Here is a 13852-nt window from a genome sequence, read left to right as displayed (position 1 = left end):
GACAGTGGTATCCAAACCACTGTCCCGTTTTATTAAGATCACTTTCCCTTCTTCCTATACTCTTCCTGCAGAAGCCCATAAAGAGCACAATCTTTATACTGATGTTTAGCATTCCGGATCATATGTTTAATCGTACCTTCTTGCTCCATTCCATTCTTGAGCATAATCTTCCCCGAAGCAGGGTTATCCAAGTTATGTGCGGCTGAGATCTTATGAACGTTCATCCTTCTAAAACCAAAATCAATGACCGCTTTAAGGGCTTCAGTCCCATATCCCTTGTTCCACCATTTGTAACCGATAGAATAGCCGACCTCACAATTATCCGTCAGACCATCGAAATGAAAAAGATCGATTGCTCCTATCAATTCACCGCTCGTTTTCAGTTCCATCCCCAATAACAGAACTCCTGTGACTCATAGTTCTTCACGATTTCTTTTACCCTCTCAATGGTCTCCGATACAGACTTATGGGCACCTTTTATGAGATTGTCCATTACCCGATCATCGCTAAGCCAATGATCGAATACACACTGAGCGTCTGAAAGCTCGATCTTCCTTAAAATGATCCGTTCCGTTTCCAGTACCGGCGTACCGAGATATTGTATCATCCGTCCCCCACCTCAACCCTATCAAGCTACTATTCATTTCTTCACATTCAAGCGTTTCTCCTTCTTCGAATAGGATATGGGTGAACGGCCGTGCCTATATCAATCCGATCTTTCAAATAAATCTCATCAGATACTCTCTGAATATCTTCTCCATTACCTTGGGAGTGTTCTCGATATAAACCGTCATCTGCTCATTGTTGGACTCGAATGTATCCTCGTTGCTCTCCTTCATCGCAAAATCAGATATGCCTTTTATGATGATGCACTCCACTTGATTCTTCTTACAGATGTACGCAATCGCCCCTGCTTCTGTATCAGCGATCGTGATGTTATGTTCCTTAAGCTCTACATAATCCTTCCACATCACCACGGCCTTATCTGCCGTGCCGATCGTTCCCGTATTAAAATCATTCCCGTAAGGTGATAGATCGATATGGACGATGAAAGATTGTTTGATAAAAGGCTCTATCTCTTTAACGGTGCAGTCATATTGCACGGCTTGATCCGGTACAACAATATCCAAAGGACGGAACCGTTCATCTATCCCTGCACATGTCCCGGCGACGATCACTTTCGTCAACCCAAAGGCAGATATCATATACTGATTCGCACCGACCCCGTTTACTTTCCTGACGCCGGTGCTATAGAAAACAAGCTCTCGCCCATTGATTGTCCTCATGAAATACTCACCGTATGGATAGGCAAAACGTTCGCCATCTTTGACGCTAAAGTAACTCTGCGTCGCGTCGAACTCCCACTTGGTCGCGATACTTATACCGATCATGATTGAACCACTCCCCTTTTCCAGTGACCTTATTTTACCATAAACTGTTATACCCTTACACAAATCTCAACATAAAAACAGCACCCTGAGTTTCGTTCCTCAAAGTGCTGTTTCATTGAGTTGCTATAACAGGCGACCCACCATCAACCCGATGTAGGCGCTCAGGATTCCACCGACATAGCAGCAGCTATTATAGTAGATGAATGCCCGCTTCTCCTTCTTGAGATGAAGCTGAACCCCTTCAAGTTTGAAGGTGGAAAAAGTGGTGAACGCCCCCATCATCCCTGTGCCGAAGAACAGTATCAGGGTATGACCCGCCGTGCTCCCCGTCAGGAATCCGAGGATAAACGAACCAAGTATATTGACCGTCAAAGTGGAAACGGGCACGGTGGATGAGCTTTTTTTATTGATGGCCTGCGTGGTCGCAAACCGGGCAATGGCTCCGATAAAGCCGCCTGCACCGACCAGCAGAAGGGATAAGAAGCTCATTGCGCACCTTCTTTCTCTGTGAGGCGGAAGCCGATCCTGCTCATGAACAGACCGCCGAAGATACTGAGGGCAATATAGAGGAAGGCGAGCCCCGTCCGTCCGCCTTCAAAAAGGGCGACGGTTTCCACACTCAACGTCGAGAACGTGGTGAAGGATCCGATCATTCCCGTCCCGATGGCCGTCTTCACCATGGGGGACAAGGACCATCTCTCCACGAGCACCGTCGTGAAGATCGCCAGCAGAAAACTTCCGATCAGATTGGTGACCAACGTGGCAACCGGAAAGACGCTGCCGCTATACACATATATGCCCACGAGATACCGGAGCACCGCACCGACAGCGCCGGCCAATCCGACCCATACATAGATCATGATGAAAAACCCCTTTATTATACGGATGAATGATATCCAGATTATCTTACACCACTTGGTAAGGGGAAAGAAAGTCGCGATCTACGATGTAATTTGATCAAGTGAACGAATGTGGGTATGCCTCAAGCGCCAAAACAAGAGGAAATGAACAAAAATAGACGGATTTGTACCACCTGCCACGCCCACATGGTTCCCTTACTTTCAACTTTGGATCATTAACTTTCAAGTTTGACGTTTTTACTTTCAACTACGCGGATTTTATTTTCAACTTCTCTCAAAGGCGAATTCTCATCATCAACTCATTTCCTTTTTCATCAACTACCCCACTTTACTTTCAACTTTCCCCCTGTATCACCAACTCCCCTCAACAAAACAGCAAAGAGCACCCGCCACATCTATATGGCTGGTGCTCCTTCCACTAGCACGACGTACTCATTTCTTTTTCTTAATTACAATTTCCCCCAACATCAAATGCCTTTATAAGGACGATCTTGTCGCCTTTTCCCTTTTCTGAACCAAAGGGTTGGGAGGACATATCCACTTAGCACCATCAGTCCGACGGAACAGATCCGCAACAGGATACCGAGAAATGATCCTGATTCTTGCAGGTCCCTGGCCTGACTGACATAGTAATAGAGGACGCTGGCTGCTGCGAGATAGACGAGGGAATAGAAGAACCTCCTCACCGCCATAAATCCCCTTCACGGTTGATGAACTCCAGCTCCCGTTCGTAGTGATCATAATGACCTTCATCGATCATCCGCTGGAACGCCACATCCCCTTCTGCCGCCTTCCTCTTCATCGTCGATTGGAGGGCTTGGACTCGGAGCTTCACCACCTCGAGGATTCCTTCCTTCAGGTGCTCCATACCATAGGCTTTGAAAAAGAGATCGATCCGTTTCTTCCTTATATGAGCATCCCGGCTCGCTTCGTAGTAAACGGCTTCTCCATTCTCATCGAGATACCCCACCCCAAAAGGCACACATGTATAGAGGGCATATGCCACATCCCATACCCTCGGACCTGGCGCCGACACATCAAAATCGATGATTCCCGCGACCTGTTTGTTGTGGAAAATAATATTGTAGATTGCGAAGTCATTATGACAGATTAATTCATAAGGTCCCGGCGTATCATCGAGGGGCTCCCATTCTTCCTCGAACGGGAAATCACTTACCGCATCGTGGTAACCTCGAAGCATTTTCGCGATGTCGATCAACACCTCATCCGACCACATATACGATTTGAGGGGATAATTCCCGGCTTCCCCCTCTAAAAAAGAAAGCACCTCTCTTCCCTTTTCATCCACCCCAATGAACCTCGGAGCATGGGGAAATCCTTTCTCTTCCAAGTGTTTCAACAGCTTATGTATCCGTTTGCTCTCAGGCTTGATTTCACGGCGGACTGTATCTTCCACGCGGTAGACCTGCGAGACATTCCCACCTGTCAGCTTTTCTTCATGTTGACTCATCCAAGCCCCCCTTTGCTAAATCATAAAAATGATGATCAAAAGCACCACGACTCCGATGCCAAATGAATAGCCCGGAACCTTTTGTTTATCACGTGTTTGCCGATTAACGATCGACACGATCCAAAAATAAAATAGCCAAATGAAATACACAAGCAGCGCATACATGATCCAGCGATGTCCGTCCACCCATTCAAACAGGCTACCGCTCATGCCAAGCATGAAGTAGACGGTGATGGAAATGACACCGATGATGATCAGCAGAATCGGTGCACTCTTCCAGAATCGTGCCTGGAACAGATCCGGTTTCTTCTGAATCTGCAACATCAGAAGAAGGTACGCACACCCTGTGACACCGAAAATAAACATGGCCCCTAGAAGCATGAGGATGAACGCCATCCTATCATTACCCGGTGTGACGTTGATCGGGATATCTCCAACATCGACAAAGACCAGAAGGATGATGAGGGTGAGGATCGTCAGTACTTGATACATGGTCCATTTCATTGATTTGATAGAATCACTCCTTGGTGTTGATTTGCTGGTGGAATAGCTGGAACGGATGGGTGGTGATGAAGAAATCGTCCGCCGCTGCGTGGGTTCCCTTTCTTTTTTATACGAATTCAATCGAAAAAAGATTCATCCAGCGAGAGAGTCAACACCCACTATTGTATATTACTTCCATTCTATTAAATACGTATGGGAGTTGGTAGAATCATAGGATACTTGGTCGTAACGGGACGGAGTCGGTAATGATGCAAAAAAGTTGGTCATACGCCCCTTGTGTTCGTAATAGGTTTTACTACAAATCACAGAGTTGGTAATAAAAATTCGATTCCCGGTAGAAAATTTCAAAAAGTCGGTAGTATTTTTTCCATTGTCGGTAATAATGTCGGCTGTAAATGTGACGAAGACGTCCAATTTCATGATGAATGGGGTTATCCACAGGATATGAAGGGAAATCCCATCCCCTTTACACTCCTTCCTGTGCAGCGACCACCTTTTCCCTTCGCCAGCACGTCGCCATTAATAGGACGACTGCTATAAACGAGATTCCAAGACTGATTGAAACGACGACCATCTTGATTCCCATTATTTAGCTCAAGACTCCATTCTTTGACGAAAACGAAAAAAAGACCCCGAAGGCTGAACCTCCGGGGTCTATCACAATCAAATCGTACTTGTATCAATCACAAACCGGTATTTCACATCAGAAGCCAGTACACGCTTGTACGCTTCATCAATCTGATCCGCAGAGATGAGCTCGATCTTCGGTGCGATGTTGTGCTCGGCACAGAAATTAAGCATCTCTTGTGTTTCTTGTATCCCTCCGATCATGGAACCGGCGAAAGAACGACGGTGGCCGATGAGGGACATGACGTTCAGTGACATCGGTTCTCCCGGTGCGCCCACATTGACGAGCGTTCCGTCAAGGGTCAGGAGGGAGAAGTATGCATCGATGTCGATGTTGGCGCTGACCGTGTTGATGATCAGGTCAAAGCGGCCTTTTAGCTTCTCGAATGTTTCCGGATCCTTCGTCGCATAGTACTCTTTGGCACCGAAGGCGAGTCCGTCTTCCTCTTTGTTCAGTGTTTGGGAAAGGACGGTTACTTCTGCTCCCATGGCGTTGGCAATCTTGACGGCCATGTGACCGAGTCCACCCATCCCGACGATAGCGACTTTTTTGCCGGGTCCGGCATTCCAGTGGTGAAGCGGTGAATACGTGGTAATCCCTGCGCATAGAAGCGGCGCCGCCGCATCAAGCTCGATGCCATCGGGGATGTGCAAGGCGAAATCTTCCGTCACGACGATATGTGTTGAATATCCACCTTGTGTCGCCTCGCCGTATTTGTCGACGCCCGCATAGGTCGGCACATTGCCTTCCAAGCAGTATTGCTCCTCACCGGCCTTACAGTTGACGCATTCGCCGCAAGAGTCGACCATGCAACCGACGCCTGCGCGGTCGCCCACCTTGAACTTCGACACACCAGAGCCGACTTCCGTGATGATCCCGGCAATCTCATGCCCCGGAACGAGTGGATAACTCACTTCTCCCCACTCACCGTGGGCTGTATGGATATCAGAGTGACAGATCCCTGCGAATTTGATTTCGATCAGTACATCCTTTTCATCCAGTTCACGTCTTTTGATTTCTGCTGAGCGGAAAGCCTTGTCCGGCCCGTCCACTGCGCGTGCTTTTGCCATAACCATAGTAGTTCCTCCTCGAATTCTAATTGTCCCAAGTCAGGGTGTCTTGCTCCTACTGCTATCCCCGTTTTCCCCTTGAGCAAAACCATCGTACTGCCTCTAGTTCACTCTAGGTCAAGCACGAAGCTCCCTTTTGACTACCGGTGAACACCGTGGTATCTTTCCAATCATATGAACATGAAAAGAGGAACCCTCATGAAAACCTACTCCATCAGCGAGGTAGCCAAGGAACTGAACCTCACCATCTATACGCTCCGCTATTATGATAAAGAAAGACTCATGCCCTTCGTGGAACGCAGTCCGAACGGCGTCCGCCTCTTCAAGGATTCCGACATTAGCACGCTCCGCATCATCGAATGCCTGAAATCCACCGGCATGCCCATCAAGGATATCAAAACCTTCATCGACTGGTGCACCGAAGGCGACTCCACCCTCCAGGAACGGCACGACCTCTTCATGGAACGGAAAGCCACCGTGGAAAGGCAGATGGCGGATCTCATGAAGACGATGGAAGTGATCGACCACAAATGTAGCTACTATAAGGAAGCACTGGCTGCGGGGACGGAAGAGATCCATCGTGACAAGAAAATTGAAATCCAATAGAAAAACGCCCTGGATTGGGCGTTTTTTCACGTTCAGTTCGAATCCACCGTAAGCCGGTGCTGATGGCAGTGCACGCATTTGAACAAGTACCCCTGAAGCGCGCCATCATTGGTTAGCCATTCCTTCAGCTTCTCCTTCGGCATGTTATAAGTGGCCATGATTTCACTCAAGTCGCCGGCAAGTTCTTCCTCCAGATCATGACGGAAGCTGATCAGGGATTTCCTGATCAGCTATTTAATGTTTATTCATATCGCATTATACGATATAATCAAGGAAACCGAACCAAGGAGCGAATCCATGAAAAATGTGACCCAACTCAACCAACACTGGACCGACCTTTATTTCCACCTTCATATCCAGCATCAAGAAAAGATCTCCCACCAAGTCATCCGCATCATGCAGCTTGTGGATAAACGGGACGAAGTCAGTGTGAAGGATGTCGCCAATCTCCTCTCCGTTACCCAACATACAGCTTCCGAGCATGTGAAGCGGATCATCGAGAAGGGATACCTCCTTAAAAAAAGGCATCCCGATGATGAGCGCAAGGTGATCTTGGAACTCACCGATAACGGTCGGGCTGTGCTGTTCCGCAATACCAGTCTTGATGAAGACAAACTGCAGGCTGCCCTAGACCTCATGACTCCTGAGGAAAGAGCAACCGTATCGGAAGCATTCCGGCTGCTGAGCGAGAAGGCAAAATCATGTACGTCTTTCTGAAGATCCTTGTATCCGCGCTCGTCATCGGTGCCGTGACCGAGATGGCTAGGCGCTTCCCTACCTATGGGGGCATCATTGCGGCCCTTCCCCTGGTCAGCCTCCTCAGCATCATCTGGCTCCATGTACAGGGCGAGGCATCGGAGCGCATCAGCACATTCGCCCTCGGGGTCCTGTGGGGATTCCCCGCGACGGCCTTCCTGCTCATCATCGTATACCTGTCGCTCCAGCACTCCCTTCATCTTTTCACAGCAATTGGGCTTGGATTCGCAGGATGGGCGCTGTTTCTCGTCTTACAAGATGTCGTCATCAAACAGGCAAAAATCTTTTTCTTATCATAGGAGGAATGAAGAATGAATGAGCGCTATCCCATCGGGGAGTTCGAAACACCTAACCATCTATCAGCCGACCGAATTCACCAATGGATTGAAGAGATCCGCACGTTTCCTGCAAGACTGCTAGAAACAGTAAGGAATCTAAGCGACGAGGACTTGGATAAGACTTACCGTGAAGGGGGCTGGACCATCCGCCAGGTCGTCCACCATGTTGCCGACAGTCATATGAACGCCTACATACGATTCAAACTCGCCCTGACGGAAGAGAACCCGACCATCCGTCCCTATGACGAGGATAAATGGGCCGAGCTCCCTGATTCCCGCTCTCCCATCGCATCATCCTTGACGATCATCTCCTCCCTGCACGAACGATGGGTCATTCTTTTAGAAAGCTTGACGGAAGAACTGCTCGCGCGGACCTTCGTCCACCCTGACTCTGGGAGCGTGGCCCTTGCCGTGAACATCGGAATCTATGCCTGGCATGGGAATCATCACCTGGCTCATATCCAGCATGCGCTCCAAAACTAAAATAAGCCTTGGCTTTCCTCTTAAGGAAGGGCCAAGGCTTTTTCTAAAACAACTCATACATTCCATGATAAAAGTACGTGAACTCCTCATCCGACACCCGGTATCGCTTATATCCCTCATAAAAGGCATCCCTCTCTTCCCCCGTGAACTTCCCGATCGCTAGGGACTCATCATAACGTGGATCTCCCACCGTCATACCGGACACATCGATTAAGCAGTTCACCTCACCGTCCACCACGAGCACATTATCGGGATTGCAGTCCCCGTGGATCATCGTGGGGTTGACCGAAGCCGGCCTCTCCTCCTTTAATTGTTCCGAAAGCGCTTTATCCCCATCCGTCTCACCTGCCCTGACATACGGCTCCGCCTCTTGCCATACCCGCTCCAGCCAATCACCTTTCTCACCCCCTACTAGTGGCGCTCTTTCATGGAAGCGATGAAGGAAATCTCCGAAACTCCTGATTAGCACAAGGCGTTCCTCGCCATCGTTGGCTCTCTTTAACGCCGATGTTAGGGAGATCCCCTCTATGTATTCCATTAGAAGATAGCTGTCTCGTTCACTCTCCCAAAACCCTATGAATCCAGGCACCGCGACATATCCCTGAACGCGTTGTAGCACCTGCGCCTCTTTCTTTAACCAGTTTCGGTAGCGTGGTAGAGACGCCTTCTTCAAAATGAACGTCCCTTCCCCGGTTTCAATCCGGCTCACTTCAGACGTGCAGCCCTGTTCTTCAAGGAGTAGATGTCGCAAGATGGGACCTACCAGACTTTCAATCTTCTCGATCATGCCAGACGCTCCTTTATCAAAATGTGATGACAGCGCGTGTCCTATTCAAACTTCTCCGCATACTTCCCTCTCTCCAAGATTTCCGCTGTAGTCATAGATGTCCATTCCGGTATGGGGACCTCGGGATTCTTCTCAAGAAATGCATCCATGATTTGAAGGCCGACACGGTAGTTGGACCACATCGGGATCTTCTTTTCGCGACTTCCAAAAAAAGTTTCATCATAGAGCTCTTGATTATAGGTATCGGGATTCTCTGAAATCATATCCCACACCATTTTTTCTTTATTTGGATGTAACCTGTCCACCGATGGAATTTCCACATCGGGATAGATTTGCTTAGCAAATGCATCTGCCTTTCCTTCAACGACGACACCATCCAAGTTCGATTTTCGCTCTGATTTATGGGTCTCGAAATTGACGGTATGATGATACTCATGAGCGATTGTATATTCAAGATTTTCCACGTTGAAAGCAGGATCGATCAGGATGAGGATGGCATACTCACCGTACACCACACCATATACACCGTTCATAAGATTTGTGTTAGATTTGAATTCAGAACTGGAAGGAACCACGTAAATGGTTTTATTACCACCGGGAAGAACTTCGATAGACTTCTCCATGGCTTTCTTCATGCTCGAGTGGATGGTGTCCTGTTTTCCCTTTAATACCTGCAGGTCTTCCTCCATTGTATCTAGGTCTCGCGGAGCCTGTAAAAATTCATAACCAATCATTTTCATTATAGTCGGATCATCCGCCTCACCGTGCTCAACCATCGCTTTCTTGACCTTCTGTATGTAAAGCGTCTCTTTATCCTGATCAGGATTGTCACGTACACTTTCGATATAATCTGCCATCTCATTGTAGTAATAGTGAACCTTTATTTCTTGTTCTTTGTATGTAATCGTTTCTTCGCTCTTGAACGCCTCTTCTTCTTTGTCATCTGAACAGCCCGTGAGTGCTAGGAGCAGGGTACATATAGCAATCGTCCAATAGATCTTCTTCATTCCGCTCCCCCTTCTCCATTCTCAAGGTATCGAATGACCCTTGTAATATAAGACGTGATGTTAGAAGAAGTATCTATCTGTAGGCACGGGAGGCCATCGGGCTTTTTACTGTTCAACACCGTTTTCCGGAATGCTTCTTCGGATTTCACCTCTTTGATTTGGCTCGGCATCCGCTCCCTTTCCCTCAAACGCTCATTGATCAGGGTAAAATCATGCACCACACACTCAATATATTTATATGGAATTCCGTATTTTTCAGCAAGGAGCGTCCCCTTCTCTACAATCTCATCATAGAGACAAGGGCTATCAAAGATCACACTATGTCCTTGCACGAGCAACGACTCACTGATGGACCAGTCCAAGTGATATGATACTCGCCCTGCTGTATCATGGGTAAGTTCATTTTCCACCTTTTCCATCAGAGCTGATTTCGTGACGTCATGATCCACGATGACCGCACCTGTTCTTTTTCCTATCTCACGGGCAAGGGTTGACTTCCCCGACCCTGGAAATCCTGACATTTGAATAAACATACTCAAGTTCACCTCGTATCCTTTTTATATAAACACGCCCTATTCATGCTCATTGCCTACCAACTGCCTCAGCCTATCCGTCCATTTCTCATCAAGTGAATAAACAGCGTTTGAATCCTTCGACTTCTTTACCCGACTCTCCTCCCCTTCATCACCCAACCAAAGAAGAAGCTTTTGCTGTTCACCGTTCGCAGCATCCACCTCCATGATAAAATCCGGATCTTCAAGATGGGCCAGCCCCTCAACCTTCACAGCACTAGCGAACACTTCCTGGACCGCTTGGATCATGAGCGCATCGTCCTCATTAATCCTTGAATCGACTCCCGGCTTAGAAAGATGGAGCCCTTCCCACTCTTTGAAATCAATCAGCCCGTTCTCCATGTTCGACGCCGGAGGATCGTACAGAACAGGGGCGGCCGTTTCCTTCTGACAACTGGCGAGTATAATACTCATCGAGACTGCAAACAGGATCTTTTTCATAGCGGCACCTCCACTTTCTTATACGTACACAAGAGGATTAAGTTTCCATTTATTGATAAAATTAAAACCGGACCCAATAGATCCGGTTTACTCACTTCATTTCATATAGGTCCTGACCAGGTCGTAACAGCGGGCTTCCGTCAAATTCGCCAATGTTGCCGTGTACTCCACCTGTTCATGGGTGCCTCCTTTGAATTGTTCAGAAGCTTCCTTGGCACTTGCGTCACGGGACTTGATCCAAAGACGCTGCTCCTCCTTGAGCTGATCGAACTGATCAGCAGGAAGATTCGCTTTGAGTACACTGTAAACCTCATTCAAATGCGCATCCCAGGCTTCAAAGCGCCTGTCTTCAAAGTACTTCAACTCGTATGTAGATTCATTACCGGTTTGATTGGAGTCTTCTTCTTCGAATTTGGCTTTGGTTTCATCCAGTTCATTCACGTATTGTGATTGTATGCCCTTACGATTGGATTTACTGCCTTCTTCTGTTTGGCTTTCCTTCTGATCCGATTCTTCCGTGGCATCATCCTCTGAAGAAGAAGTCGTTTCCTGGCTGGACTCATTTTCCGATTCGGCAGTGTCTGCTTCCTGATTTTCGCTCTCCTGTTTACTCTCCGCTTTTGAATCAGATGTTGTGTCGCCTTTCTCAGCTTTTGCTTCCCCGGTCTCATCTTGTTTCTGCAAGGTGGCACTGGATTCACTGTTCTTGCAAGCAGTCATGGAAGCAAGGATTCCAATGACCAGGATGATGATGATGCGTTTGTTCCACTTCATTTTCCAAACGACCTTTCCCTAAAAGTGTAGTAGCTCCGTTGATATCATTTCTCCCATATTCTTATATTACCATAATGTAACCATATGGGTATTTTATGGTTATACGTGATACTCTATTTATAAACCCCCGGGAGGTGACATATGGATCTGCAAAAAATCGATGTGGATAAACACAGGGAAATCATCGTTTCTTTCCGGAGGGATTCCTTCAGGGTCAGCTTCGGTACGAATCGAGACTTTGACGAGAAAGAATACGTACGATGGGTCGAGAAACAATCGGACTTGTTCCCGGATGGTTTCATTCTCCTCATGGAAGAGGGAGTGCCAATCGGTCAGCTTGAATTGACGGTGAAAGACTATGAAGATAGCAAAATCGGGTATGTGAACCTCTACTACCTGATTCCTGAGCGACGTGGATCAGGGATGGGAAATAAGCTTCACCAGTACGCCCTTCAGTTCTTTCGGACTCAGGGTGTATCCGAATATCACCTTCGCGTTTCACCAAGCAACCATCAGGCGCTGAGTTTTTACAAGAGAATAGGAATGAGGGAATTCAAGAAGGAGTTCGGAGGTACGGTCATCAGGATGAGAGGAGTTGTCAGTGAACAACCGCGAACGATATAAAAAGGAGATAATTCCCCTTGGAAATTCCAGAAACAGGATGGACATATCAAACTCATTCTATCCAATACCATTTTTCAATTTAATCCAGCACTTCAATCTTGGAACATTTTGCTTTAGCAGGTGCTGACTCCATAACTATCCCGCACCACACCCCGACCTTGGTTCCGGATTCAATTCCCTCTGCCATTGAATCATCTTGAAACTGTAAATAAGTAAATGAACGATTGTCTTGATCGAATTCCTTAAAGGAATGATCAATATCTTCTTCATCAAAGTCTTCAATCGGAACCAAGATGCTTTCTTCTTCAAGATAGATTCCCTCCATGGTAGGAGGTCCCTCCCCATCGTGCACAAATTCAGGCTGCCCTTCATGAATCATCTCCTCACAACCCGTAACCAACAAGAACAGCCCCACCGGCAGGAGGAACTTCATGAAGCGTTTCATCACACCCATCTCCTTTCATACAGTTGACAACATACAATCTCTGCTTCACTATGTTAATGATACATAGTGAACTGAGGAGGCTTCCCCTTGAAAAACATGATACTGATTGACATTGAAACGGGAAGTGCCGCTCCTGATTCCGGGATCTTTCAAGTCGCCGCGCTTGTTGTGGAGGACGGTGTCATCATTGATAAGCATTATTTTTTTGACATAGAGGACGAGACCATGACGGTCTTCGGTTTTGGGGCTGGATATGCGAAAATCTCAGATCACATAAAGATGAAACAAACCTTCCGTGAGCTACTCGAAGACTACCCATACCCGGTTGTTTCGTTCAATGCATCCTTGGACCGAGCCACTCTTTTACACGACGGATGGCTGGATGAAGACAGGGAATGCTTCAGTGTACAGGCCGCCATCAAGCACACCCATCCCCATCTGTTTTCCTATACCCTGAGTTATCTCTCCCACTATTTCAAAGTGGGGTTGCCCGTTGACCACAAAGCCTATTTGAATTCGCTACTCCTGCTTGAAGTGATCAGCGGGGCCTCTCCGCTGGAGTGGAATCCGGTTCACTTAGCCAAGCCGGAACGCGATCGCAGGATTTTCGAAGGAAAGTCCATCGTGTTCACCGGAGCCAGTGCCCAGCCCCGGGTGAGCATGAGCAAAGCCGCCAGAAGTTGCGGGGCCACCGTTAGCAATACCATCACATCCAAGACAGACTTCCTTATCGTCGGCAAACGGCCGGGAAGCAAGCTGGAGCGCGCCCGAAACCTTGGGGTCCCCATCATTTCTGATGAATGGTTTTTGGAGACCTTATCGACCGAACCTGCAAAAGAATCATCTCCTTACAAAAAACTTAATGATGTGTCTGGAAAGATGGTTTACCTCGCTCCCATGCCCGCGCCGTACAAACGAAAGGTGAAGAATATCCTGAACAAGATGGATGTTTCATGGGTGAGGGATTCGGAAGATTTGAAACCCGAGGTTGTCATCTATCGAGACGGATCAAGGTCCATGGAAGGATTGGAGATGACTCTATCCCTTTCGCAGTTGAATCGGATGCTTCTGGAGAAATAAAATCCTATGTGTAGA

General features: G+C 47.6%; 22 protein-coding genes. 6 read left to right on the top strand and 16 right to left on the bottom strand.

Annotated features, from left to right (window positions below):
• Positions 1 to 38: 38 nt before the first annotated feature.
• The 9 genes from D5E69_RS23555 to D5E69_RS04170 all read right to left on the bottom strand — a co-directional run bounded on the left by D5E69_RS23555 (position 39) and on the right by D5E69_RS04170 (position 5930).
• On the bottom strand, positions 39 to 389 hold the full coding sequence (locus tag D5E69_RS23555; RefSeq protein WP_249931605.1) for a GNAT family N-acetyltransferase: 351 nt from the start codon (positions 387 to 389) through the stop codon (positions 39 to 41).
• On the bottom strand, positions 380 to 607 hold the full coding sequence (locus tag D5E69_RS23550; protein ID WP_249931554.1) for a GNAT family N-acetyltransferase: 228 nt from the start codon (positions 605 to 607) through the stop codon (positions 380 to 382). Before D5E69_RS23550 ends, D5E69_RS23555 begins: the two co-directional genes overlap by 10 nt.
• Before the next feature lie 112 nt (positions 608 to 719).
• Positions 720 to 1391 (bottom strand): 5'-methylthioadenosine/S-adenosylhomocysteine nucleosidase family protein, encoded by a 672-nt coding sequence (locus D5E69_RS04200; RefSeq protein ID WP_063191002.1) that lies wholly within the window; start codon positions 1389 to 1391, stop codon positions 720 to 722.
• A gap of 123 nt (positions 1392 to 1514) precedes the next feature.
• On the bottom strand, positions 1515 to 1880 hold the full coding sequence (locus D5E69_RS04195) for a fluoride efflux transporter FluC (RefSeq protein WP_063191003.1): 366 nt from the start codon (positions 1878 to 1880) through the stop codon (positions 1515 to 1517).
• Positions 1877 to 2251, bottom strand: coding sequence for a fluoride efflux transporter FluC (locus D5E69_RS04190; RefSeq protein ID WP_063191004.1), 375 nt, complete (start codon positions 2249 to 2251; stop codon positions 1877 to 1879). Before D5E69_RS04190 ends, D5E69_RS04195 begins: the two co-directional genes overlap by 4 nt.
• A 467-nt stretch (positions 2252 to 2718) precedes the next feature.
• A complete protein-coding gene (locus D5E69_RS04185; RefSeq protein ID WP_156489300.1) occupies positions 2719 to 2937 on the bottom strand; it encodes a hypothetical protein in 219 nt (72 codons plus the stop codon).
• Positions 2934 to 3722 carry a phosphotransferase gene (locus D5E69_RS04180; RefSeq protein WP_063191006.1) on the bottom strand — a complete coding sequence of 263 codons (789 nt, stop codon included), beginning with the start codon at positions 3720 to 3722 and terminating at the stop codon, positions 2934 to 2936. The genes D5E69_RS04185 and D5E69_RS04180 overlap by 4 nt, the downstream gene beginning before the upstream one ends.
• 15 nt (positions 3723 to 3737) lie before the next feature.
• Complete coding sequence (locus tag D5E69_RS04175; protein ID WP_063191007.1) at positions 3738 to 4226, bottom strand: hypothetical protein; 489 nt, start codon at positions 4224 to 4226, stop codon at positions 3738 to 3740.
• A gap of 663 nt (positions 4227 to 4889) precedes the next feature.
• Positions 4890 to 5930: an NAD(P)-dependent alcohol dehydrogenase gene (locus tag D5E69_RS04170; protein ID WP_048012350.1), complete on the bottom strand. Its 1041-nt coding sequence runs from the start codon at positions 5928 to 5930 to the stop codon at positions 4890 to 4892.
• 192 nt (positions 5931 to 6122) lie between these two features.
• On the opposite strand from D5E69_RS04170, the gene D5E69_RS04165 reads away from it, so the two are divergent.
• Positions 6123 to 6530 carry a MerR family transcriptional regulator gene (locus tag D5E69_RS04165; protein ID WP_048012349.1) on the top strand — a complete coding sequence of 136 codons (408 nt, stop codon included), beginning with the start codon at positions 6123 to 6125 and terminating at the stop codon, positions 6528 to 6530.
• Between the two features lie 32 nt (positions 6531 to 6562).
• Here D5E69_RS04165 and D5E69_RS04160 read toward each other — a convergent pair whose 3' ends face one another.
• The gene (locus tag D5E69_RS04160; RefSeq protein WP_159129250.1) at positions 6563 to 6700 is read right to left on the bottom strand and encodes a CbrC family protein; all 138 of its coding nucleotides are present in this window, start codon (positions 6698 to 6700) and stop codon (positions 6563 to 6565) included.
• A 127-nt stretch (positions 6701 to 6827) separates the two neighbouring features.
• Here D5E69_RS04160 and D5E69_RS04155 point away from each other — a divergent pair, with 127 nt between their 5' ends.
• The 3 genes from D5E69_RS04155 to D5E69_RS04145 are packed head-to-tail and all read left to right on the top strand — an operon-like array spanning position 6828 to position 8107.
• A complete protein-coding gene (locus tag D5E69_RS04155) occupies positions 6828 to 7247 on the top strand; it encodes a MarR family winged helix-turn-helix transcriptional regulator (RefSeq protein WP_048012348.1) in 420 nt (139 codons plus the stop codon).
• Positions 7232 to 7585, top strand: a complete 354-nt coding sequence (locus D5E69_RS04150; protein WP_048012347.1) for a DUF3147 family protein — start codon at positions 7232 to 7234, stop codon at positions 7583 to 7585. The genes D5E69_RS04155 and D5E69_RS04150 overlap by 16 nt, the downstream gene beginning before the upstream one ends.
• Positions 7586 to 7597: 12 nt before the next feature.
• Positions 7598 to 8107: a YfiT family bacillithiol transferase gene (locus D5E69_RS04145; RefSeq protein WP_063191008.1), complete on the top strand. Its 510-nt coding sequence runs from the start codon at positions 7598 to 7600 to the stop codon at positions 8105 to 8107.
• Positions 8108 to 8150: 43 nt separating this feature from the next.
• Here the strand turns inward: D5E69_RS04145 and D5E69_RS04140 are convergent, their stop codons facing one another.
• From D5E69_RS04140 to D5E69_RS04120, 5 genes are all read right to left on the bottom strand, one after another.
• Positions 8151 to 8894 (bottom strand): phosphotransferase family protein, encoded by a 744-nt coding sequence (locus D5E69_RS04140; RefSeq protein WP_063191009.1) that lies wholly within the window; start codon positions 8892 to 8894, stop codon positions 8151 to 8153.
• Positions 8895 to 8935: 41 nt separating this feature from the next.
• The gene (locus tag D5E69_RS04135; protein WP_048012344.1) at positions 8936 to 9901 is read right to left on the bottom strand and encodes a DUF2268 domain-containing putative Zn-dependent protease; all 966 of its coding nucleotides are present in this window, start codon (positions 9899 to 9901) and stop codon (positions 8936 to 8938) included.
• Positions 9898 to 10434: a P-loop nucleotide/nucleoside kinase family protein gene (locus D5E69_RS04130; protein ID WP_048012343.1), complete on the bottom strand. Its 537-nt coding sequence runs from the start codon at positions 10432 to 10434 to the stop codon at positions 9898 to 9900. Before D5E69_RS04130 ends, D5E69_RS04135 begins: the two co-directional genes overlap by 4 nt.
• A 39-nt stretch (positions 10435 to 10473) precedes the next feature.
• Entirely contained in the window at positions 10474 to 10914 is a 441-nt protein-coding gene (locus tag D5E69_RS04125) for a YhfM domain-containing protein (RefSeq protein WP_063191010.1), read from the bottom strand.
• Between the two features lie 96 nt (positions 10915 to 11010).
• Positions 11011 to 11688, bottom strand: a complete 678-nt coding sequence (locus tag D5E69_RS04120) for a lysozyme inhibitor LprI family protein (protein WP_048005571.1) — start codon at positions 11686 to 11688, stop codon at positions 11011 to 11013.
• A gap of 141 nt (positions 11689 to 11829) precedes the next feature.
• Between D5E69_RS04120 and D5E69_RS04115 the strand changes: the two genes are divergently transcribed.
• Complete coding sequence (locus D5E69_RS04115; RefSeq protein WP_063191011.1) at positions 11830 to 12312, top strand: GNAT family N-acetyltransferase; 483 nt, start codon at positions 11830 to 11832, stop codon at positions 12310 to 12312.
• Positions 12313 to 12391: 79 nt separating this feature from the next.
• Here the strand turns inward: D5E69_RS04115 and D5E69_RS04110 are convergent, their stop codons facing one another.
• Positions 12392 to 12757 carry a DUF3221 domain-containing protein gene (locus D5E69_RS04110; protein ID WP_063191012.1) on the bottom strand — a complete coding sequence of 122 codons (366 nt, stop codon included), beginning with the start codon at positions 12755 to 12757 and terminating at the stop codon, positions 12392 to 12394.
• Between the two features lie 96 nt (positions 12758 to 12853).
• Between D5E69_RS04110 and D5E69_RS04105 the strand changes: the two genes are divergently transcribed.
• On the top strand, positions 12854 to 13837 hold the full coding sequence (locus tag D5E69_RS04105; protein ID WP_249931604.1) for a BRCT domain-containing protein: 984 nt from the start codon (positions 12854 to 12856) through the stop codon (positions 13835 to 13837).
• The last annotated feature ends 15 nt before the right edge of the window (positions 13838 to 13852 follow it).

It is taken from the genome of Rossellomorea marisflavi, from assembly GCF_009806575.1.
Lineage (GTDB): Bacteria > Bacillota > Bacilli > Bacillales > Bacillaceae_B > Rossellomorea > Rossellomorea marisflavi_A.
Note: the sequence above shows the minus strand (reverse complement) of the source record. Positions and strands in the feature narration are given on the sequence as shown.